Raw genomic sequence first — 22,386 nt, forward strand, 5'->3', positions numbered from 1 at the left:
GCAGGCGCCTCCCCGGCCGGCCACCGCTGGCCGCGTAGGGCTCCGCCATGCCACCGGGCGGTCGGTCCTGGCACCGCTGCGGCACCGCCGGAGTTTCCATTAAGCAACTTAATGAAGTACCTTAACGAACATGACCGATGCTACGAACAGGCAGTGCGTGGCCGATCTCTCCGCCGATCTGCAGGGGGCGGTCGCGCGAATCTACCGCCGCGTGCGCTCCGAGACGCAGGATGACCAACTGGGCGGCACGCAGTCCTCAGTGCTCTCCCACGTGGTGAAGCACGGGCCCCAGGCACTTCGCGCGCTCAGCGAGCGCGAACGGGTATCGCCGCCGGCCATGAACCAAACCGTGAACGCGCTGCAGGACGCGGGCCTGGTCACACGGCGGCCCGATCCGAATGACGGACGCAAGGTGCTGATCGCAGCGACCGACGCCGGAAGAGCCCTGACCTTCGAGAGGCGGCGCCTCAAACACCAATGGCTGATCACCAGACTCGAACACATGACCGATCATGAACGCGAGGTACTGGCTGAGGCCGCGCTGATCTTCAACGCACTGGCCGAATCATGAACGCGATGTTCCGGTCGCTCGCCGTCCGCAACTACCGGATCTGGGCGTCAGGGGCCCTCGTCTCCAATGTCGGGACGTGGATGCAGCGCACGGCGCAGGACTGGATCGTCCTGACCCGGCTCACCCACCACGACGCGACCGCCGTCGGTGTCGTCATCGCCTTCCAGTTCGCACCGCAGGTGGTGTTCCTCCCGCTCACCGGTCTCGCGGCGGACCGACTCGACCGCCGGAAGCTGCTCATCGCGACCCAGGCGACGATGGGCGCACTGTCCCTGTTCCTCGGCCTCCAGACCGTCACCGGGGCTGTACGGCTCTGGCAGGTCGATGTCTTCGCGTTCCTGTTCGGCTCCGCGGCCGCCTTCGACTCGCCCGCCCGTCAGACGTTCGTCGGGGAACTGGTCGAGGCCCCGGACCTGCCCAACGCGGTGGCGCTCAACTCCACCTCGTTCAACATCGCGCGCATGATCGGGCCGGCCGTCACCGGCGTCCTCATATCCGTCGTCGACACCGGTTGGGTGTTCATCGCCAACGCCGCCACGTTCGCCGCCGTCCTCGGTTCGCTGCTCTGTATACGGGTCGCCGAACTCCACCGTTCCCGCCGGCAGGCGGCCACGACATCCAGCGGCCTCGCCGACGGATTCCGCTACGTGATGAGCAGGCCGGATCTTCGGGCCATGCTCCTGATGTTCTTCCTCACCGGAACCTTCGGCGACAACTTCCAGATCTTCATCCCCACCATGTCCGTCTCGGTCTTCCATCGTGGAGCGGGCTCCTACGGGATCCTCAGCTCGGTGCTGGCCGTCGGATCGGTCGTAGGGGCTCTGCTCGCCGCACGCCGCGAGAAACCCAGGATCACGTTGCTGCTGTGGGCGACGGCTGTCTTCGCCACCGGACTCGGCACCGGCGCCCTCGCACCGACCTACCTGCTGTTCTCGCTCGCGCTGGCCGTGGTCGGAATCACCGTTCAGACCTTCACCACCGCGACCTTCAGCCTGGTGCAACTCTCGACCGACCCGGCGATGCGCGGAAGAGCGATGGCCATCATGCTCGCGGTGGGCCTCGGCGGTACCCCGGTCGGCGCCCCCGTCATCGGACTGGTCGGGGACACCTTTGGCCCCCGCTGGGCCGTCGCAGTGGGAGCCTTGTCCGGCCTTGCCGCCCTGGCCGTCGGCATCCTCCACCTGACCCGGCACCAGCACCTCCGCCTCCGCCGCGACGGGCGGCGCGTCCACCTCTCGATGACCGACACGGCCGATCACGCGCTCACCCCCGGGACCGCAGGCCGAGCCTGACTCTCTCGGGCATCCACCGGGCGTCAGGCTTCAAGGACGGCCACTGCCAACCACTCCGACCGCATCATGGCGGCCCTCCGCCCGCCGGACGAGGCCGTTGCCCCCGACCGGTACGCAGCAGAGCGCTCAGGCGGCAGCGCGTTCGCCGACGGGGAAGTCCGCGTGACATCTGTCTCCTGGAACTGCTGCACGCGGTGTCCCGCCTGTGCCCGCCGGCCGACATCGACACGCCGGTGGCGAGCGCACGAACGGCACCCGTGCGCCTGCCTGACCGTCCGCCGGCCCGCCGCCGTCCTTCTGGTTCCGAGTCGTTGGTGGGGGTGAGCGATCTCGTGGGGGACGCGCGGTCTCTGCCGTCGTCGGTCCCTTGACAAGCCCTTGTTCCGCACCGAGGGCTTCTCGGTGCGGAACGAGGTCAGCTGCTCACTGGCGGCTCGTCACGAGATGCTGCATGCCCCACCGTTGAGGGTGAAGGTGCTGGGTACTCCGTTCGTGCCGGCGGTGGAGGTCCCGTTGAGGCCGAAGTTGACGCTGGCACCCGGGGCGATGGTCGCGTTCCAGTCAGCGTTCTTCGCGGTGACCTCCTTGCCGCTCTGCGTGTAGGTCGCGTTCCACATGGAGTTGATGGTCTGCCCGCCCGGGAAGCTGAAGACGAGCGTCCAGCCGTTGACGGCGGTCGAGCCGGTGTTGGTGATGGTCACGTCTCCGTTGAAGGACGACCCCCAGTCGGACAGGCCGTAGTGCACACTGCACGCCGCCGATGCCGGCGGACTGGTGGGAGGTGTCGTCGGAGGCGTGGTGGGTGGCGTGGTGGGTGGCGTCGTGGGTGGCGTCGTGGGTGGCGTCGTGGGAGGAGTCGTGGTGGCGGTGTCCCCGCTCTTCGCCTTGTCGGCGTCGGAGTGCGCGGTGAAGGTCGCCAGCACGGAGTCTCCGTGGAGCACGCCGTATGTGCCGTCCTTGCCGCTGTTCTCGTACCACCAGAAGGCGTCGGCGTCTCCGTCGTTCGCTTCGATGGTGGAGTAGATCGCCTTCCAGTACTCCTGTCTCGTCGAGGTCGAGGTGTTGAACTCGCCCAGGAAGAAGGGCTTCCCGACCGTGTTGTGGGCGTCGCTGATGTACTTCGCGACCAGCGACTGGGTCTGTGCCGCGGACAGGTCGGCCCAGTACTCGGTGGGGTAGATGTGGGCCGAGCAGAAGTCGATGTAGGCCGACTCGCACTCGTGGACGTAGGGCACGCCGTTGTCGCTGCCGTAGCCGTAGTCCGTTCCCTGCCCCTCGATGCCGTTGTCGATCATGTGGTGGGGGTCGATGTTCTTGATGAACGCCCCGACGGTGTCCTCCCAGGCGCGGAAGGTCGCACCCACGGTGTTGTCGGCCGAGTCGACGTCCTGGTAGCGCGGCTCGTTCATCAACTCCCAGGCGAAGACGGTCGGGTCGTCCTTGTAGGCGACGCCCGTGTAGTGGTTGACCCGGTTCAGCGCGTACTTGACGTAGTACTCGTAGTCGGCGAGGCAGCCGGCGCACTTGCTGGAGTTGAAGAAGTTGCCGGGGTTGTTGGTGTCGGCGCCCTCCCAGCCGAGGATCGTGTTGACGCCGCCGTAGGCTGTCCAGTAGTTCTCGAAGGTCGGGATGACCCGCAGTCCGTGCTGGGCCGCCGAGTAGAGGATGTAGTCGAACTCCGCCCACTCCTGGTCGTTCATGGTGTTCTTCGCGGTCTCGAAGCCGTGCCAGGACTCGTGGTCGAACATCCAGGTCCGGACGACGGTGACGCCGTCCGCGGCCATGTTCGCCATCTGCTGGTCGATGGCCGCCTTGTCCATGTACTGCGTCTCGGTGTCGCCCGAGCCGCTGCCGTACGTGAACAGGTCGTAGGAGTTGGCGCCCGCGAAGTAGGCGGTCTCCCCGTTGACGCAGAAGTGCGTGCCGCACCTCTGCACGAAGTCCGCGGTGGCCGCCTTGGCCTTGCCTCCGCCGGCCAGGATGACCAGGCCGGCCGCGAGGACGGTGAGCACGGCGGCGAGTGCCGCCGTGGGAAGGCGTCGTGCTCTGTATGTCATGCGTGCTCCTTCTGAGGCACAAACGGACATGACGAGTAAGGCCGTGTACCACCGCGCGGCGTCCCGCTCCGTACGGCGCACACGTGCCTTTACCGGTTAAGCACGAGCAAGGTGCCGGGAAGTCGAGGCCGCGTCAAGGGGTCGCGCGAACATCGGTGCCTCCTGGGCGGAAATGACAGGGTTCCGCGGCGACTCCTCTTCCCAATGTCATGTCTGGAACCGATATGGCCCCCCTTCACGACCCGGCGCGACGTCGGGCCCGCCCGGTCCGCGGACTCTCCACGCCCGCAAAAGTCCAAGGCTCAAGCGGTTTATGGACATGGGGGACGTTGGGACTTATGTTTAGTTCAACAAATAGGTTGAGCACGATCCCGGGTGGGCGGGGGTCCACGCGCGTAGCGGAAGGTGCGTAGTGAAGATGGGGCGCAGAGTGACGATTCGCGATGTCGCACGCGAGTCGGGGGTGTCGTCGGCCGCGGTGTCGCTGGCACTCAACAACCGGCCCGGTGTCTCGGACGGCACGCGCCGGCGGATCATGGCAGTGGCCCGGGAGATGGGATGGACGCCGAACACCGCGGCGGTGTCGCTGTCGGCCGCTCAGGTGCACACCGTGGGGCTGGTGCTGGCACGGCCGGCACCCATGCTGGGACGCGAGCCGTTCTACATGGAGTTCATCGGCGGCGTCGAGTCGGTGCTGCTGAAACAGGGTTACTCCCTGCTGCTGCGGCTGGTGGACAGCGTCGAGGACGAGGTCGAGGTCCAACGCGAGTGGTGGCAGGGCCGCCGGGTGGACGGCAGCCTGCTGGTGGACCTCCAGGCCGACGATCCCCGGATCGGGACCCTGTCGTCGATAGGGCTGCCTGCGGTCGTCGTCGGGCACCCCTCCCTGGCCGGCCCGTTCCCCGCGGTGTGGACGGACGACGGCGCCGCCATAGGGGAGGCCGTCCGTTACCTCGCGGCACTCGGGCACCGCAGGATCGCCCGTGTCGGCGGGCCGGCTGCGCTGGGACACAGTGCCATCCGTACGGAGGCGTTCCTGGGCGCCGCGGCCGAACTCGGGCTCGCCGACGCGAAGGTGGTCCCGTCGGACTTCTCCGGGGACGACGGCTCACGGGCCACGCGTTCGCTGCTGACGTCCGCTCAGCGACCGACCGCGATCATCTACGACAACGACATCATGGCCGTGGCGGGCCTCGGCGTGGCGGCGGAGATGCACATCGCCGTGCCCACCGAACTGTCCCTGCTGGCCTGGGACGACTCGCAGCTGTGCGAGCTGGTCCGGCCCCGGCTGTCCGCGATGAGCCATGACGTGTTCCGGTTCGGCGCGCAGGCCGCGACGCTGCTCTTCGAGGTCCTCAACGGCAGCGAGACGTCGTCCCGGCCTGCCACCGGGCCGACCCTGGTGCCGCGCGACTCCACAGCCCCTCCGCTCTCCCCGGCCTGAACCGGCCGCCTCCCCGACACCGGGGACCGTGCGATCCGGCCGCCCGGCCCGGTACGGGACAGGTCGGCCGGATCGCCCTACTTCGTCGCGCCCTGGGTGAGCCCGTTGTAGATGAAGCGCTGGAGGAACAGGAAGATCACCAGGGTGGGGACGATGACGAGGATCGCGCCCGCGCAGATGTCCTGCCACTCCGCTCCGTAGGGGCCCTTGAAGCGGAACAGCGAGGTGGAGATCGTACCGAGGCTGTCCGAGGGCATGTACAGGAACGGGTAGTAGAAGTCGTTGTAGACCAGGATGCCCTTGACGATCACCACGGTGGCGATGGCCGGCTTCAGCAGCGGCATGATGACCGTCCAGTAGATCCGCAGCGGCGAGGCCCCGTCGATCCGCGCCGCCTCGTCCAGCGACACCGGGATGTTCCGCATGAACTGCAGGAAGATGTAGATCGAGACGATGTCGGTGCCGGTGTAGAGCAGGATCGGCGCCCAACGGGTGTCGAACAGCCCGAACTTGTTGATCACCTGGAAGGTGCCGACCTGCGTGGTCACCGACGGGACGAGCGTGGCCACCAGGAACGCCGCCAGGATCGGGCCCCGCAGCCGGAACCGGTAGCGGTCGATGGCGTAGGCGGCCATGGAGCCGATCAGCACACTGCCCACCACGGAGAACAACAGGATGAAGAGGGTGTTGCCAAGGCCGCGCAGCATGTGGCCCTCGACGAACGCCGTCTTGTAGTTGCCGAAGTTGAACCAGTCGTGCGGCGGGGTCAGCGCGCCGCTTCCGCCGGCGATCTCCTTGTGCGTCTTCAGCGAGGTCAGGAACACCGCGACGAGCGGAAGCAGGACCAGCAGGCTGGCGGCGATGAGCGAGGCGTACTTGAGGAACGGCGCGACCCAGCCGGTCGCACGGCCGCGGGGCGCGGACACGGGAAGGTTGCTCATGCCGGATCGGGCCTCTCTTCGGGCACCAGGGTGCGCTGCACCCAGGTCACCAACAGGACGAACCCGAGCAGGACCACGGCCATCGCCGACGCCAGCCCGGTCTTGTTGAATTCGAAGTTCATCTTGATCGTCTGGATGACGAAGGTCTCGCTCTTCCCCGAGCCACCGGTCATGATGTATGGGATCTCGAAGACGGCGAGCGACCCGGACACGGCGAGGATCGCGCTCAGGCTGATCAGCGGCCGCAGGCTCGGCGCGATGATGAACCGGAACTGCTCCCAGCGGTTCGCGCCGTCCAGCGCCGCCGCCTCGTAGAGCTCATCGGGGATCGACTGGATGCCGCCGAGGAAGAGCACGAAGTTCAGGCCCATGTACCGCCACACCGACACCCCGGACAGGGAGATGTTGACCAGGTCCGGGTTGCCGAGCCAGTAGTGCTTGCCGTGCACCCCGAAGGCGGACAGCACGGTGTCGAGCGTGCCGCCGGACTGGAAGAAGTACAGGAAGACGAACCCGATGGCGACGCCGTTGATGAGGTAGGGGAAGAACAGGATTCCCTTGAAGAGGTTCCGGAACCGGGTGTTGAAGCTCAGGATCGTGGCGAAGTAGACGGCCAGGGCGAGTTGCAGCACCGAGGCGACCAGGTAGTAGATGCTGACGTAGAACACCTGGAAGAGTTCGGGCCGGGTGAAGATCTCCGTGTAGTTCTTCAGTCCCACCCACGCCTTGTCCGGGCTGATGCCGTCCCAGTCGGTGAAGCTGTAGCTCACCATGTTGGCGATCGGCACGTAGGTGAAGACCACCAGGAAGCCGATCGGCAGCACCAGGAACAACCAGGGGGTGAGCCGCACTCCCCACGGAGTGCGCGACCTGGTGGGCTTCGCGCGCCGCCGGCGGGATGGGCTTGGCGGCCGGGCGGCGTCCAGGTCCGCCGGGCCGGAAGTGGTACGTGTTTCGCTCATGGGCGTAGCTGCTCCTCGCTGCATCGGACGCGTGCCGCGCGGGGAACGGCCGCCCCGGCTGTCCCCCGCGTCCGCGGGCTGCCGCACGGCGTGACGGCCGTGCGGCGACCCGGGCCCTGTCGTTCGGTCACAGACCGGCGGTCTGCTGGGCCGACTTCCACTTCTTGGACAGGTCGGACAGGATCGAGTCGAGGCTCCCGCCGCCGGCTCCGCGGGCGGCGTCGATGAGCTTCTGCCGGTAGTCCGGGGACTGCAGGCCGACCTCGGCCTCCTTGTCGATGTCGTTGACCTGCGGGGTCTTGGCCTGGCTCACCGTGAGCATCTTCACGCCCGCGGCCTGGAACGGCTGAAGGATCTCGGGAAGCGTCGAGCCCTTGACGGACGAGACACCGGAGACCGACGTGGCGAAGCCGGACTTGTCGAGCATCCAGTCGATCCAGGCCCGTGCGGCGGCCTTGTGGGAGGAGTGGATGTTCACGCCGTACTGGTAGTCAGGCGCCTCCACCGAGCAGTACTTGCCGCCGACCTGGGCCGGGAAGGGCATGTAGCCGATGTCGGCCGGGTCCGCGCCGGCCTTCTTGGCTGCCTGCTGAAGCTGCGGTACCGCCCAGGTGCCGAGCCACATGCTGGACACCTTCCCGGTCGCCAGGAGGTTCTTCGAGTTCTCCCAGTTGGTGGTGGTCGGGTCGTCCTCGGACAGCTTCTTGTGCACGATGTTGTACAGCAGCGTGTCCCCGGTCCGCAGGTCACCGCCCTTCTTCCACGGGTCCTGGGAGGTCAGCTCGTTGTTCGCCTGCGAGTCACAGGTCGCCGAGCCCAGGACGTTGGTCCAGGCGGTCAGCGGCCAGCCGTCCTTGTAGTTCGTGTAGTACGGCGTCGCCTTGGTCTTGGACTTGACCTGCTGGAGATCGTTCAGGAACTCCGCGGGCGTGGTCGGCCACTTCGTGATGCCCGCCTGCTGCCAGACCTTCTTGTTGTAGACGAAGCCGTTGGCCGAGGCGAAGGACACCAGGCCGTACACCTTGCCGTTCACCGTGCCGGAGTCCGTGAACTGGTACTTCGAGGAGAGCTCGCTGGAGCTGCCGAGCGACGCGAAGAACTTCGGGTAGTCGGTGCGGTCCACCGCGGTGGGGATGAGGAGGACATCTCCGTAGTTCTTCGTGTTCATACGGATCTTGACCTCCCCCTCGTAGTCGGTGAGGCCCTGGAACTTGACGTTGACCTTCGGGTAGGTCTTCTTGAACTCGGCGGCGTACTTCTTCATCGTGCCGTCGCCGATCAGGTCCGTGCGGTTCGTCAGCACCGTGATGGTGCCGGAGACCGTCGAGGGATCGGAAGCTGCTGTCGCGGCGGCTCCTGACGTCGATCCCCCTCCCGACGACGAACACGCCGTGCCCATCACCGCGACGGAGGCCGCCAGCGCCACTGCCGGCAGGACTCTTCTGCGCATGTCTCTCTCCTGTTCACGCCCGCACACGGGCCCCGATCCCTCACGCTTAAGCGCTTTAGTTGACGGGAACCCTTCCACGAGACTTTCGGATGGTAAAGCCCCGGAATCAGCCTCGATACGTAACCGTTACATGTCGTACTCGGCATCAGGGCAGATATCATCGATCTACCTGTGGTTTTCCTGCATAGACCGCTTCAGCCGCCCTGGGCGAGAGCAGCGGCGCCCACCAGTCCAGCGTCTGAGCCAAGCTCGGCGCCGACGATGCCGAGCCTGGCGAAAGGCAGTGGCGCATACCGCCGCATGTGCCGCCTGACGCGCGGAATCAGCAGGTCAGAGGCGTGCATCACGCCCCCGCCGAGCACCGCGACCTCCAGTTCCAGCAACGTGGCGCAACCGGCGATACCCGCCGCGAGTGCGCGAGCGGCCCGGTCGAACGCCTCCAGGGCTGCGATGTGTCCCCTTCTCGCCGATTCCGCGACCAGCGCGGTCGACGGCGTCGTACCGCCCGGCGGGAGCCAACCCATGGTGAGCGCACGGCGGGTGATGGCCTCACCCGAGGCGATCCGCTCGAGGCAGCCGGATGATCCGCAGGGGCACACCTCGCCGTCCAGGTCGACCGTGACGTGGCCGAGGTGACCCGCGTTTCCGGTGCGTCCGGAGCGGACCGCCCCGTCGAGCACCAGGCCGGCCCCCACCCCGGTGGACACCACCATGCACAACGCGTTCCGGTGCCCCCTGGCAGCGCCGAAGAGGTGCTCGCCGGCCGTCATCGCAACCGCGTCGCCGCCGAAAACGGTGCGCAGGCCCGAGACCTCGGGGACCACAGACAACTCCTTGAGCAGCGGATACTCCCGCCATGCCGGGATGTTCACCGGGCTTGCGGTTCCCAGCACCCGGTCGACCGGTCCAGCGCTGCACACCCCCAGGGCCCCGACCTGCCGCCACTCCTCACGGCAGGCGAGCTCCAGCAGGCAGTCCACGGCGGCGGCGCGCACGGCTTCCGCGTCCGCGGTGCGCGGCGTGGGCCGCTGGGCGCGAACGGCCACCGCCCCCTCGCGAGTGACGAGGGCGGCGGCGATCTTGGTACCGCCGATGTCCAGGGCCGCGGTCAGAGGAGCCGCGTGGCTCGCGGCTGAGGGTTGTCTGAGCATGGCGGAGCCCTTCCGGAGACGGTGGAGGTTGCGCTGACGGCGGTGGAGACGCAGCTGCGGGGCGGACGGGCAGCCGCCCGCCCGCCGGGCCTGAGCGGTGGGCGAGGAGTCCGTCCACCGCTTCCCGGGCATCATAACTAGACCGGTTAATAGACATCCACGGTACAGGCGGCTTAAATTGACCAGCAGCCGGCCGAGGCGGCGGCCCTTCCACCGCGCTCCGGACGGCTGTGGCCTGCCCGGGTCCGCGAAAGCCGTGCGGTGCTCCGGACCGGCGCGCGCCCGTCCGGAGCCGAACATCAGCCCCTTGTCCTTTCTTTGGAGTCTTCATGCTGGTCGAGTCAGCCCTGCGGCACCCCTGGTCGGTTCGGATGTGCGCCCCTCCCGCGGGCGGCGGCGCTCCGTCCGCGGTCCTGGACGCCGTCTACGCCGCCCAGATACCGGGCTGTGTGCACACCGACCTGCTTGCGGCGGGAGTGCTGCCCGACCCGTACCTGGACAGCAACGAGGACGCGGTGGCCTGGGTGGGGCGCAGCGCGTGGACGTACGCCACCTCGCTGGACGCGGTGGACGGCAGCCACGAGCGCACCGACCTGGTCTTCGAGGGGCTGGACACCTTCGCCGACATCCGCCTGGGCGGTCGGCACCTGGGGCGGACGGCGAACATGCACCGCTCGTTCCGCTTCGACGTCACCGGCGACCTCGCGGCAGGCCCTGCGGACCTCGTCATCGACTTCGACTCCGCCTACACCGTCGCGGAAGCGCTCCGCGAGGAGTTGGGTCCGCGCCCGAACGCGTACCCGGAGCCGTTCAACTACGTACGGAAGATGGCCTCCAGCTTCGGCTGGGACTGGGGGCCGACGCTGGTGACCGCAGGCGTGTGGCGGCCGGTGCGGCTGGAGCGCTGGAGCACCGCCCGGCTGGACACGGTGCGCCCCGAGGTGGTGGTGCGCGACAGCGACGGCTACGTCACCGTAAACGTGACCGTGGAGCGTACCGCGGCCGGCGCCTCGAGGGAGCTGCGGGTGATCGCCGTGGTCGGCGAGCACCGTGCGGAAGCCGCGATCCCCCCAGGACGGGCCGATGGCACTGTGTTGTTGCGCGTCCCCGACCCCGCCCTGTGGTGGCCCCACACGCTCGGCGAACCGAACCTCCACGGCCTGGAGGTGACCTTGCAGGACACCGGAACCGGGGAGACCCTGGACCGCTGGCAGCGCAGGATCGGCTTCCGCACCGTCGAACTCGACACCACCCCCGACGACTTCGGCAGCGCCTTCACCCTCCGGATCAACGGGATACCGCTCTTCGCCCGCGGCGTGAACTGGATTCCCGACGACGCCCTGCCCTCACGCGTCACCCCCGAGCGCTACCGGACCCGCCTGGAGCAGGCCCGGCACGCGAATGTGGACCTGGTCCGGGTGTGGGGCGGCGGCATCTACGAGGACACCGCGTTCTACGACGCCTGCGACGAACTGGGGGTGATGGCCTGGCAGGACTTCCTGTTCGCCTGCGCCGCCTACCCCGAGGAGGGTCCGCTGCCCGCCGAGGTCGAGGCGGAAGCACGCGAGAACGTGGTACGGCTGATGCCGCACGCCTCCCTGGTGCTGTGGAACGGCAACAACGAGAATCTGTGGGGGCACGAGGACTGGGACTGGAAGGAGGAACTGGCCGGGGCCTCCTGGGGACGCGGCTACTACCTCGACCTGCTCCCCCGCGTCGTCGCCGAACTCGACCCCACCCGGCCGTACTGGGCCGGCTCACCCTGGTCGGGCGACGAAGGCATCCACCCCAACGACTACGGCCACGGCACCACGCACCTGTGGGAGACGTGGAACCGGCGAGACTACTCCGACTACCTCGCCCACGTGCCCCGCTTCGTCGCCGAGTTCGGCTGGCAGGCGCCCCCGGCGTTCGCCACGGTCCGCCGCTCGATCAGCGACCGCCCGCTGCGCCCGGACTCGCCGGGCATGCTCCACCACCAGAAGGCCGAGGACGGCAACGGCAAGCTCGAGCGGGGCCTTGCCCCGCACTTCGACGAACCCGCCTCCTTCGACCAGTGGCACTACCTCACCCAGCTGAACCAGGCCCGGGCCATCGCCACCGGCATCGAGCACTGGCGTGCCCACTGGCCGCTGTGCGCCGGGAGTATCGTCTGGCAGCTCAACGACTGCTGGCCGGTGACCTCCTGGGCCGCCATCGACGGCGACGGCCGACTCAAGCCGCTCTACCACGAGTTGCGCAGGCTGTACGCCGACCGGCTGCTGGTGCTGCGCGACGCCGACGGGGCCGCGGCCCTCACCGTCGTCAACCAGGGCGCACAGCCCTGGTCGGGAGAGGCCCAGGTCGCACGGGTCCGCGCCGACGGCACGATCACCGCCCGCGGCCTGCTCCGGTTCGAAGCGGCCGCCCGGGCGGTGGCGCACCTGCCGCTGCCCGACGAGCTGACACGCAGCGCCGACCCGACCAAGGAGTTCTGGGTCGCCGACTGCGACGGACTGCGGGCCGTGCGGTACAGCGCGGAGGACAAGGACTTCGCCCACCCCGAAGCGCGGTACGACGTGGAACTGGCACCGGTCGGCACGGCCGGGACGGAAGAGCAGGCCGTCGAGGTCACCGTCACCGCGCTGACGGTCGTACGCGACCTGCTCCTCCAGGCCGACCGGCTCGACCCCGCGGCCGTCACCGACCACGGCCGTGTCACGCTGCTGCCGGGTGAGAAGGCCGTCTTCCGCGTCACCGGCTGGTCCCGCCCCGACCCGGCTGCCGTCCAGGAGGCCCTGTTCTGCGTCAACTCGGGGCCAGGCCGGCGAGCGGAATGAGCCCCGCCCGCAGCCGCCGCTCGGTCACCATCGACGATGTCGCGCTCAGAGCAGGGGTCTCCAGGAGTTCGGTGTCGCTCAGCGTCAACGGCAAGCCCGGTGTCGCGGCTGCCACGCGGGCCCGGGTGCTGACCGCGGCGGAAGAGCTCGGGTGGCGTCCGCACCACGCCGCCCGGGCTCTGCGCGGGGTCCACGACACCGCGGTCGGCCTGGTGATCACCCGCTCACCGAGGCAACTGAGCCACGAGCCGTTCTGGACGCACTTCATCGCCGGGATCGGGAAGGAACTGGGCGCCGCCGGCCACGCGCTGAAACTGTGCCTGGCCTCGGACGCGGAGCACGAGTCGCGCGTCTACCGGCAGTGGTGGGCGCAGCAGCGGGTCTGCGGAGTCATCGTGGTGGACGTACGGCACGACGACGAGCGCCTGCGCCTGTTGCGCGAACTGTCCATGCCCGCCGTCATCGCCGGCCCACCGCACCTCGCCGGCGGCATTCCCGCGGTGTGGAGCAACGACGAAGCGTGCATGGACACCGTCGTCCGCTACCTCGCCGCCATGAGGCACCGGCGGATCGCCTGGGTCACGGACAACCCCGCGCTCGGCCACGCGGTGGTGCGCACCGAGTCGTTCACCCGCGCCGCCGACGACCTGGGCCTGGAGGCCGTCACGGCCACCCAGGGTGCCGACCCGGACGTCGGCCGTGCGACCAGAGCGCTGCTGGCAGCCGAGCGCGCGCCCACCGCCGTCATCCACGAGAGCACCATGGCCGCGATCGCCGCGCTGGGTGTCGCCAAGGACATGGGAATCCGGGTACCGGGCTCACTCAGCATCCTGGCCTGGGACGACTCCCCGCTGTGCCAGGTCACCCAACCAGCCCTGTCCGTCGTACGCCACGACCTGTACGACTACGGCGCACGCACAGCCCGGGGCATCCTCGGCGTCGTCGAGGGGTCCGGGATACGGCCCGATCCCCCCGTCGTGACAACCCTCCAGCCGCGAGGCTCCACGTCCGTGCTCCACCAGCAGGGACACAGCGATCAACTTCGGAAAGCCAACAGCACGTGAGAAGCCCGGGGCGCGCTCGAGGGCGGATCGGGACAGGACTCAGGTGATCTCCACCATCCAGGTAAGCGCTCTGCGTCTCCGCGATCAAGCCCCGGACAGGGTCCCGGCCGCGTGATCTACGAGTCGCGGCCCTGGGTTCGGCTCGCCGTGGTGTGGGGCTTTGCCTCGGCGCGGAAGCAGTGGCCTGCGTCGAGGTCGGACAGGAGCCCTGGGCCTGTGGGTTGCCAGCCGGTGACCTCGCGGGTGAGCGTGCTGGAGGCCGGCTGGTCCGTGTCCATCACCGTGGCCAGCCAGCCGAAGTGGTCCTGGGCGTGCTCGGGAGGGACGGAGGTCGATGGCAGGCCCAGGTGGCGGCCGATGACCTCGGCGATCTCCCGCAGAGGCACTCCTTCGTCGGCCACGGCGTGCAGCGTCGATCCCGCGGCTGCCTTCTCCAGGGCCACGCGGAACAGGTGCGCGGAGTCCAGGCGGTGGACGGCGGGCCAGCGGTTGGTGCCGTCGCCGTAGTAGCCCGCCACGCCGTGGTCGCGGGCGGTCCGCACCCAGGTCGCGATGAAGCCCTGGTCACCCTCGCCGTGGTTGGTGCGCGGCAGTGCCCGACCTCGGCGACGTACGAGTCGGCGAGCCGCCGGCCCGGTTCGGTCAACCGCACGCAGGCCGCGCGACCATCCTCGGGCCCTCCGACTCGTTCCACGAGTCCGCGACGCTCGGCCCGGGAGACCAGGCCCGTCGTACTGGACTTGTCCAGGTCCAGCAGCCTGTATTGGGCGTGCGTGGGCCCATTCCTCGAGCAGGTGCGGTTGAGGCGTTCGACTTTGCCGTTGGTCTGGGGTCGGTAGGGCCGGGTGCGCTTGTGGGTGATCCCGGCTGCGGTGAGGGTCTCGCGCCAAAGGCGGGAGGAGTGGCAGGAGCCGTTGTCTGTCAGGACGCGTTCTACGGTGATGCCGACCGAGGCGAAGTAGGCCTGTGCGCGAGTCCAGAAGCGGCGGTCTCCTTGTTTTCCATCGGTGAGGATCTCGCTGTAGGCCAGGCGGGAGTGGTCGTCGACGGCGGTGTGGATGAAGCCGTAGCCGGGGACCGGTCGCTCATGTCCGCCTCGCCCGTAGCCCGGTAGCGGCCGGCCCAGCGCTGGGCCGTGGTCGGCGAGACCTGGAAGCGTTCATCTCCGCAGCGGCCAGCCATGCGTCGTCCACGACGCAACGGGCCAGACGCAGACGACTGGTTTCCGTCAGAGCGTCTTGAGGTAGCGGAGTTGGATCTCCCGGTGGTGGGCGGCGCCGCCCTCGTGGTCGTTCCAGCGGTAGACCTTGATCCGCTTGGGGCCCTTCCAGTGGTTGTGGGCTGCGAAGATGGTGGAGGGCGGGCAAGTGGCGTCCATCAGCGCAACGGAGTGGAGTACGGGAACGTCGGCGCGAGCGGCGAAGTTGACGCCGTCCATGTAGGACAGGGTGCGGAAGACTTCGTCGTCGGTGCCGCGCTGGGTGGCGAGGAAGGCGGTGATCTCGCTGTAAGGGGCCCGGTCGGTGAGCGTGACCGCGCGGCGGAAGTGGGACAGGAACGGCACGTCGACGAGCGCGGCGCGCACGCGGTGGTGGAGCGCTGCGACTGCGGTGGCGATGCCGCCGCCCTGGCTCTCGCCCTGGACGACGATCCGGCCGGAATCGACGGCGGGGTGGGTGGCGGCCGCGTCGACAGCCCGGACCGCATCGGTGAAGACGCGTCGGTAGTAGTAGGTGTCGGGGTCGAGCAGGCCGCGAGTCATGAAGCCGTTGCCCTCAGGGTGGGTGCCGCCGTACGGGTCCGGGGTGGTCCCGCTGGTACGGGAGTTGACGGCGCCCTGGCCCCGAGTGTCCATCACTAGCACGGCCCAGCCAGCCGCTGGCCAGACCAGGTGGTCGTAGGGGGTGCCGCGGCCGTTGGTGTAGCCGAGGTAGCGGACCACGCAGGGGTAGGGGCCGTTGCCGGCGACCGGCAGGAGCATCCAGCCGCGGACGCGGTGGCCGCCCCAGCCGCTGAAGAAGCACTCCTGGACGTCAACGGTGCTCAGTGACGCGTTGTGGGGCGCAAACCGTGCCCCCAGGGGTTGGCCGGCGGCCTCCTCGAGGGTGCGCTGCCAAAAGGCGTCGAAGTCGTCGGGTTCATCGCGGGCGGGTCGGTACAGGCGCAGGTCGTCCAGGGACATGTCGAAGTGCGGCACGGTGGTCCTGTCGGTGAGGGCGGCTGGGCGGTAGGGGGAGGCTGGTTCGTGGTCCGGTCGGGGCGCGCGCCCGACGGGGCAGGGCTCAGGCGCTGCGGGGCAATTCCTCGGGAGTGACGGCGCCGGCCAGCGGCTGCCCGGCGAGGTGCCGTTCCACCTCCGCGACGGCGAACTCGCCGAGCCTGCGCAGTTCGCGGCCGCGCGAGCCGGCAAGGTGAGGGGTGACCAGGACGTTGGGCAAATGCAACAGGAGGTGGCCGGGCGGCAGCGGTTCGGGTTCGGTGACATCGAGTACGGCGTCGAGCCGTCCGGTGGCGCAGTGCCGGGTGAGGGCTTCAGTGTCGATGAGGGCGCCGCGCGCGGTGTTGACGACGATGCCGCCGTCGCGGATCAGGGCAAGCTGCCGCTCTCCCAGCATGCCAGTGGTGGTAGGCAGTTGGGGTGCGTGCACACTCACCACGTCGGAGCCGGCGCACAGCGTGTCGAGGTCGGTGAGGGTCGCGCCGAGCGCCTGCGCCTGCGCCGGGTTGAGGTAGGGGTCGCAGACCAGCACCCGCACGTCGTAGCCGCGCAGCAGTTCCATGACGATGCGGCCGACGCGTGAGGCGCCGATCAGGCCGACCGTAAGGCGGTACCAGCCGGAGTCCGTGGTGTCCTCGGCCGGCGGTAGTCCGGCGGCCAAGCCCCGGGCGGCGGAGAAGGTCCGTTTGGCCGCCATCAGCATCGCGGCGACGGCGAACTCGGCGGTGGGGCGGGCGTTCGCTGACGCCGCCGAGGAGACCGCCACACCCTGGTCGAGCAGTACCGGGCTGACGAGTTCCTTCACGCTGCCCGCGGTGTGGATGACGGCCTCGATGCCCGGGGCCCGGCCAAGCAGGCCGGCGTCGAGGTGGGGAGCGCCCCAGCCGGTGATCAGCAGGCTGGCAGTGCGCAGGATGGGGTCGTCCAGGGTGCGAAGCGCGTGGCCCGGGTCGCAGCGAACGCTCCAGCTCAGGCGCGCCAGGGTCTCGGCCGGAAAGAGCCGCGGGATCAGCCCGGGCTCGAGTGCGAAAACCGCGTGGGGCAGGAGCGCCATCCGGAAAGGCCTTTCGTACGGGGGTGCGGGCGGGTGGGAGCGGCGCCGTACCGCCCGTGCGGTGCGGCGCCACTGCCCGGTCAGACGGTGATGCCGGTGGCGTTCGACAGCCCCGTCCACATGCCGGACATCTGCGCGTCAGTCAGGGCGGCGGAGAAGGGGAACATGCCCCACACGTCGCCGGCGTAGTAGACGTTCGGGTACCAGCGGAAGTAGCCGATGTTGACGTGGTTGTCGTACTGGAAGGTGATCTTGCTGGTCTGTGCGGTGGCGGTGGCGACCTGTACACCGTCGACGTAGGTGGCCAGCGTGCCGCCGCCGGACCAGCGCACGGCGTAGATGTGCCAGGCACTGGGGTCGATACCCATGTCCAGGTCGGGCTCGCCGGTCATCTGGAAGGTGCCGGCCGCGCCGCCGGTCATCAGCAGGTACTGGGTGAGGTGCCAGCTCAGCAGCCGGTTCATCGAGGACTTGGTGGTGGGCTTGGCAACGGTGAAGCAGGTGAAGCCGGTCAGGCCGTCGATCGGTGAGACGGCGTCCATCCGGTTCTTGTTGAAGCGCAGTACCGGCGCGCTGCCCAGGCCCTCCAGCACCAGCTGCGGGTAGTCGGCGGTGGAGGAGGGCAGTTGGGTGTTGCCGCTGCCTTCGTGGTTGGAGGTGACGATGACTCCGGCGTGGCCGGCCTTGGGTCCCTGGTCGTAGAGGGTGACGACGTTGACGGTGGAGACACCGGCCCAGGCGGTGACGGCGGCGGTGTCGAGGGCGTCGGCTGCCGTGAAGCCGAAACTCTTGGTGGCCCCGTCGGACGCCCGGCGCAGGGTCACCGCGTCACCAACGTACGGGCTGTACAGGCGCTGGGTGGCGAGCACGTTCAGGACGGTCGCGGGGTCGAGCGCGCTGTAGGGGTCGGTGCGGGTGGAGTAGCCGACCGGCGCCGGATTGGTCAGGCCGGAGGAGTTGGTAAGGCCGATGTCGTACGTCGAAGCGCCGGCCGCCTTGTAGGTGAAGGTGGCAAGCCCGTTGAATCCGGCGGGCATGCTCAAGGTGGCCGGGCTGAAGGTGCCGCCGGCGCCGGAGTCGGTGGGCACCACGGTGAGCGCCGCGGTGTGGTAGCCGCGGTAGTCGGCGGTGAAGGCGGCGGACGCTTCGCCTGCGCTGCCGCGCTGGGGGCCGCTGAGGTAGAGCTGCTTGGGGGCGGCGGCGGCGGTGTACTTCTCCAGCACTGCCATTTGTACGGTGTCGCGGCCGTCGGCCTGCTGCTCGATGCCCATGGGGTAGTTGCGGAACCAGGCGCCGGCCGCCCAGTAAGTGACGCCGATGCCCTTGGTCTGGCAGAAGGCGAGGGTCTTGTCGAGGGCGGTCAGCCAGTTCGGGTCGGTGTTGGCGGTGCCGATCTCGCCGATGTGGCCGTAGTGCCCGTTCTGTGCGCACCAGTCGGCGAAGCCGGTGATGCGCTGCACGCCGATGTCGGTGGTGAGGGCGGCGGGCGGGCTGTGCAGGGTGTCCCCGGCGGCGACCTCGGTGGCCCAGTCGAAGTGGGTGCCGGAGGAGTCGCGGTCGAAGTAGACGTGGGCGGAGTAGATGAGGTTGTTGCCGGGGTCGGTGATGTCCAGGTCGCCGTTGACGGACTGCCAGCTGGCCGCGGAGGACCAGTTGTCGCCCTCGCAGAAGATCGCGGTGTGCTTGTCCACCGCGCGGATCGCGTCGACGGCGGCCTGGGCGGCATCGGGCCAGGCGGTGGCGGTCGGCATCGCGTTGGGCTCGTTCATCAGGTCGTACCCGGCGACACCCCGGCGGCCGGCGAACTCGGTGGCCAGTTTGGTCCACAGGTCGGCGAAGTCGGCGGTGGTGACGGCGTCGCTCCCGATCTTGTCGCTGCCGTACGAGCCGAAGGTGTGCACGTCCAGGATGAGGGCCTGGCTGTGGGCGCCGGCGTAGTCCACGAGGGTGTTGACGAAGCCGAGGTAGGTGGGATCGAGGTCGCTGCCGAGGGTGGGCTGCATGCGCTGCCAGTTGAACGGCAGCCGGATGACGCCGATGCCGTGCGCCCTGAGGTAGTCCAGTTCGGTGGTGGTGGGCACGGCGTAGTCGGTGCGTGCGACCCCGGGGATGGCGCTGGTGTTGACCTCCAGGCCGGAGAGGTTGGCGCCGGCGTAGAAGGCGGGTGTGGCTGCGCTCGCCCTGGTGGCCAGGGTGCCGCCGAGCGCGAGGGCCGCGGCGGTCGCGCCGCTCGCGGCGAGTAGCCCGCGGCGGGTGAGGCCAGCCGCGTGGGTGGCAGAGGGGTCGGAGTTGTGGGTAGCGAGTGTCCGATCGTGAGCGGTCATGGCGGCCCTTCCGTACGGGGTGGGGGGTGGGCTCGGTCGTCGGCCGGGCCCTGTTCGGATTGCTGGTTGATCGGTCGGGAATCGGATGCAGGTTCCAGGGGGCGGTGGGTCCGGTCAGGCGGGGCTCAATCGGCGCGCCGCAGCACGAGCGTGTGCTCGGCTTCGGATGCTGGGTGGCGCGCGGTGAGCACGAGGCGGTGGAGGACCGGTCCCCAAACCTGGCTGATCAGCGGGTCGTCGATGCACACGGCCTCATCGCGGGCGGTGAAGGCGTCACCGTTCCATCGCAAGCCCAGCCGCACGCCGTCAGCGGCGAGCACGGCCCGGCCGACGCCGTTGAGTTCGAGGTCGCCGCTGAGCAGTAGGTGGAGTGCGAGGGAGCCGGGCGGTACGGCTGTACGCCAGGTGTCGTGGACAGTGATCTCCCCAGCGGCGCGGTTCAGCCGGAAGGTCCGCCGCCAGCTGCGCAGCCCGGCCGTCTCGGGGTAGGCGGCGGCCAGGTCCAAGCCGAGTTCGGCCTCGTCCGGACCGAGTGCGCACTCCGGAGCGTGGGAGCGGTACCGGGCGCCGGCGGCCTGCTCGACGTCATCCACCAGCGGGACGTTGTGGTAGGCGCTGCGCATGGTCCAGATGGAGTAGCGGTCAGTGGGGCTGAAGGTCTCGCGCCGGTACGTGCCGACGCCGGCGTCCACCACCAGCGGGCGCCCGTCGAGGGCGACGACGAAGGAACCGACGTCGTTGTGGTTGTGGCTCTCGTCGTTGTGGCCGCCCTTTGCCGCCAGAAGCAGCCCGCCGATGGTGCCGGCCTGCTCGCGGGCGACCAGGACCTCGGTGTGCGGCAGCCAGGTCTGCAGGGGCAGCGGGAAGTCGGCGGGCGGCGCCTGTACCCACTGCCGGTCGAGCAGGTCGTCCAGGGCCCGGCGCAGCACGATGCCGCTGTAGTCGGCGGGGATCGGGCCGCCCTCGCCACGCAGGGCCCGGGCGTGCGCGCTGATCTCCGGCCCTCCGGTGCGGCGGCCGAAGCGGTACAACAGCCCGAAGGCACCATCCTCACTGCGAGCCGGACCGTCGGCGAAGTTGATCACCCATCCGGTGCCGATGGCGGCGGTCAGAGGGTACCGGGCCATGGCCCGCAGCAAAGGGTGCGCGAAGACGCCCTCGTCGTCGCCGGTTGCGGCGGTCAGCGTCTCCAGACACTCGAAAAGACTCCCGGCCGCCCGCCACCAGTAGCGCAGGCCCTCGTCGCAGCCGCCGTCGGCGGGCTGGCCGGCCAGGTAGTGGTCCAGGCCGCGCAGCACCCTGCGCACCACGGTCTCCAGCGCCTCGTCGGACTCGGCGCAGCGCAGCGCGGCCAGCAGCAGGTTGGAGTGGATCCAGGGGTTCCAGTTGTTGGCGGGCACGGTAGTGCCGTCGTACCAGCCCAGGTCGGTGCGTTCCAGGTAGGGCCGCAACACCCGTTCGCGGACCTGCTGGCGAAGGCGGCGGCGCACCACCGGGTCGTACACGTCAAGGTCGTCGGCGAGCAGGCCGTCGGTGAGGACCAGCAGTGCGGCGGTCTCGGCGGCAAACAGGTCGAGTTGGGGGCGTGCGGGGTCGGCCAGTGGGTGGTCCTCCAGGTAGGTGCGGGGGTCGTGGGCGGGCAAGCACCAGGTGGACTCCTCGCACAACAGCCACAGACCGTCGACGATGTCGGTGAGGAGGCGGCCGCGCAGCGCGGTTCCGGTTCCATTTGCGGGGTCCGGTCCGGGTGCGGGTCCGGTTATGGCCGCGGCCAGTACGGCCCAGGCCAGACGGTGGCGGCGGGCGAAGTAAGGCTGTTCGTACGCGGCCCGGTCGCCGTCGCGCTGGAACCGGGCGAAGAGCGACGCGGGCAGCGCCGTCCACGGCTTGCCGAGATCGCCGGCAGCGGTGCGCGTGATGTGCTCGCGGGTGGCGTCGGGTACGTGCGCCCAGGCCGCGCGGTCCGAGGCGGCAGGCGCCGGAGTCCAACCCCGCGGCAGAGGGCCGGAGAACAACTCGGCCAGCACCGGCCGTTCCGTCTGAGTGTCGAGGCGTGGTGAGGTCATGGTCTGCTTCCTGGGTACGTCCCCGGCTGGTTGGGTCCGGCGGAGGGTGTGGAGCGGCTGTGGGGACAGTCGGCGGTGCTCAGCCCTTGACTGCTCCGGCGATGGCGGAGACGACATGCCGTTGGGCGAAGGCGAAGACCAGCACGATCGGCAGCAGCGAGATGACCGAGCCGGCGCACAGCACGCTCCAGTCGGTGGAGGTCTGGCCGATGAAGGAGTACAAGCCCACCGAGATGGTCTGGCGCTCCGGGCGGCCGAGGGTGAACACCAGGGGGATCAGGAAGTCGTTCCAGGAGCTGATGAACACGAACAAGCCGAGAGTCGCGAGCATCGGCCTGGCCAGCGGCAGCGCGATGCGCAAGTAGAGCTGGTGGAAGTCGGCGCCGTCGACCATGGCGGCTTCCTCGATGTCCTTGGTGACGGTGCGGAAGTAGCCCATGAACATGAAGGTGTTGAACACCATGCCGTTCGCGACCTGGACCAGCACCACCGACCAGATGGAGTCCAGCAGCCCGAGATGGTTCACCAGGTCGTAGATCGGGATGATCGTGTAGCCGCGGGGCAGGAAGAACGTCACCGCGATCACGGCCAGCAGCGCCCGGCGGCCCGGGAAGTCGGTGCGGGCCAGCACGTAGCCGGCCGCCGAGGAGAACAACAGCGTGAAGGCTACCGTCAGCAGCGTGATGAGCACCGTGTTCACGAAGTACGTGCCGATGCTCGCGCCGTTCCAGGCGTCGACGAAGTTGTGCCAGCGGTACTCGTGCGGGATCAGGCCAAGGCCGGAGTCGAGGAAGCCCGCGTTGCTCTTCAGTGACCCGGACAGGCCCCACAGCAGCGGGTACAGCCACGCGAGGGCACACAGCAGCAGCACCACGTGCGGCAGCATCCGGGCCAGGCCGGGCCCACGGCGGGGGGCGCTCCGCGCCGTGCGCGGCCGCACGGCCGGCGGGGGTGTGGTGGCGGTGGAGGCCAT

The 22,386-nt window shown here is 69.3% G+C and carries 16 protein-coding genes and 1 pseudogene; 5 read left to right on the plus strand and 12 right to left on the minus strand.

Going from position 1 to position 22,386, the window contains the following annotated elements; genetic code table 11:
• Positions 1–130: 130 nt before the first annotated feature.
• Together AC3ERT_RS08075 and AC3ERT_RS08080 are read left to right on the plus strand one after the other, a co-directional pair.
• Positions 131–571: a MarR family winged helix-turn-helix transcriptional regulator gene (locus AC3ERT_RS08075; RefSeq protein ID WP_435126708.1), complete on the plus strand. Its 441-nt coding sequence runs from the start codon at positions 131–133 to the stop codon at positions 569–571.
• Entirely contained in the window at positions 568–1,863 is a 1,296-nt protein-coding gene (locus tag AC3ERT_RS08080) for an MFS transporter (protein WP_435126710.1), read from the plus strand. The genes AC3ERT_RS08075 and AC3ERT_RS08080 overlap by 4 nt, the downstream gene beginning before the upstream one ends.
• Positions 1,864–2,300: 437 nt before the next feature.
• On the opposite strand, the gene AC3ERT_RS08085 is transcribed toward AC3ERT_RS08080, so the two are convergent.
• Positions 2,301–3,920 carry a cellulose binding domain-containing protein gene (locus AC3ERT_RS08085; protein WP_435173414.1) on the minus strand — a complete coding sequence of 540 codons (1,620 nt, stop codon included), beginning with the start codon at positions 3,918–3,920 and terminating at the stop codon, positions 2,301–2,303.
• 418 nt (positions 3,921–4,338) lie between these two features.
• Here AC3ERT_RS08085 and AC3ERT_RS08090 point away from each other — a divergent pair, with 418 nt between their 5' ends.
• On the plus strand, positions 4,339–5,364 hold the full coding sequence (locus AC3ERT_RS08090; RefSeq protein ID WP_435173415.1) for a LacI family DNA-binding transcriptional regulator: 1,026 nt from the start codon (positions 4,339–4,341) through the stop codon (positions 5,362–5,364).
• 77 nt (positions 5,365–5,441) lie between these two features.
• Here AC3ERT_RS08090 and AC3ERT_RS08095 read toward each other — a convergent pair whose 3' ends face one another.
• From AC3ERT_RS08095 to AC3ERT_RS08110, 4 genes are all read right to left on the minus strand, one after another.
• Positions 5,442–6,305: a carbohydrate ABC transporter permease gene (locus tag AC3ERT_RS08095; protein WP_435126718.1), complete on the minus strand. Its 864-nt coding sequence runs from the start codon at positions 6,303–6,305 to the stop codon at positions 5,442–5,444.
• Positions 6,302–7,267 (minus strand): carbohydrate ABC transporter permease, encoded by a 966-nt coding sequence (locus AC3ERT_RS08100; protein ID WP_435173416.1) that lies wholly within the window; start codon positions 7,265–7,267, stop codon positions 6,302–6,304. The genes AC3ERT_RS08095 and AC3ERT_RS08100 overlap by 4 nt, the downstream gene beginning before the upstream one ends.
• 127 nt (positions 7,268–7,394) lie before the next feature.
• Positions 7,395–8,717 (minus strand): ABC transporter substrate-binding protein, encoded by a 1,323-nt coding sequence (locus AC3ERT_RS08105; RefSeq protein WP_435126724.1) that lies wholly within the window; start codon positions 8,715–8,717, stop codon positions 7,395–7,397.
• 194 nt (positions 8,718–8,911) lie between these two features.
• Positions 8,912–9,868, minus strand: coding sequence for an ROK family protein (locus AC3ERT_RS08110; protein WP_435173418.1), 957 nt, complete (start codon positions 9,866–9,868; stop codon positions 8,912–8,914).
• Between the two features lie 329 nt (positions 9,869–10,197).
• Here AC3ERT_RS08110 and AC3ERT_RS08115 point away from each other — a divergent pair, with 329 nt between their 5' ends.
• Together AC3ERT_RS08115 and AC3ERT_RS08120 are read left to right on the plus strand one after the other, a co-directional pair.
• On the plus strand, positions 10,198–12,687 hold the full coding sequence (locus AC3ERT_RS08115; protein WP_435173420.1) for a glycoside hydrolase family 2 protein: 2,490 nt from the start codon (positions 10,198–10,200) through the stop codon (positions 12,685–12,687).
• Positions 12,684–13,751: a LacI family DNA-binding transcriptional regulator gene (locus tag AC3ERT_RS08120; RefSeq protein WP_435126730.1), complete on the plus strand. Its 1,068-nt coding sequence runs from the start codon at positions 12,684–12,686 to the stop codon at positions 13,749–13,751. The genes AC3ERT_RS08115 and AC3ERT_RS08120 overlap by 4 nt, the downstream gene beginning before the upstream one ends.
• A 116-nt stretch (positions 13,752–13,867) precedes the next feature.
• Here the strand turns inward: AC3ERT_RS08120 and AC3ERT_RS08125 are convergent, their stop codons facing one another.
• The 7 genes and pseudogenes from AC3ERT_RS08125 to AC3ERT_RS08155 all read right to left on the minus strand — a co-directional run bounded on the left by AC3ERT_RS08125 (position 13,868) and on the right by AC3ERT_RS08155 (position 22,386).
• The gene (locus AC3ERT_RS08125) at positions 13,868–14,293 is read right to left on the minus strand and encodes a Rossmann-fold NAD(P)-binding domain-containing protein (protein WP_435126733.1); all 426 of its coding nucleotides are present in this window, start codon (positions 14,291–14,293) and stop codon (positions 13,868–13,870) included.
• Positions 14,294–14,515: 222 nt separating this feature from the next.
• Positions 14,516–14,850 (minus strand): annotated as a pseudogene (locus AC3ERT_RS08130) (DDE-type integrase/transposase/recombinase); the annotation flags it as partial.
• A 129-nt stretch (positions 14,851–14,979) separates the two neighbouring features.
• The gene (locus AC3ERT_RS08135; RefSeq protein WP_435173422.1) at positions 14,980–15,948 is read right to left on the minus strand and encodes an acetylxylan esterase; all 969 of its coding nucleotides are present in this window, start codon (positions 15,946–15,948) and stop codon (positions 14,980–14,982) included.
• 85 nt (positions 15,949–16,033) lie between these two features.
• Positions 16,034–17,023 (minus strand): hydroxyacid dehydrogenase, encoded by a 990-nt coding sequence (locus tag AC3ERT_RS08140; RefSeq protein WP_435126738.1) that lies wholly within the window; start codon positions 17,021–17,023, stop codon positions 16,034–16,036.
• A gap of 80 nt (positions 17,024–17,103) precedes the next feature.
• Complete coding sequence (locus AC3ERT_RS08145; RefSeq protein WP_435173424.1) at positions 17,104–19,347, minus strand: glycoside hydrolase family 5 protein; 2,244 nt, start codon at positions 19,345–19,347, stop codon at positions 17,104–17,106.
• Positions 19,348–19,472: 125 nt separating this feature from the next.
• Positions 19,473–21,413 (minus strand): heparinase II/III domain-containing protein, encoded by a 1,941-nt coding sequence (locus AC3ERT_RS08150; RefSeq protein WP_435126742.1) that lies wholly within the window; start codon positions 21,411–21,413, stop codon positions 19,473–19,475.
• A gap of 79 nt (positions 21,414–21,492) precedes the next feature.
• Positions 21,493–22,386, minus strand: coding sequence for a carbohydrate ABC transporter permease (locus tag AC3ERT_RS08155; protein ID WP_435173425.1), 894 nt, complete (start codon positions 22,384–22,386; stop codon positions 21,493–21,495).

The organism is Actinacidiphila sp. bgisy145, assembly GCF_057708125.1.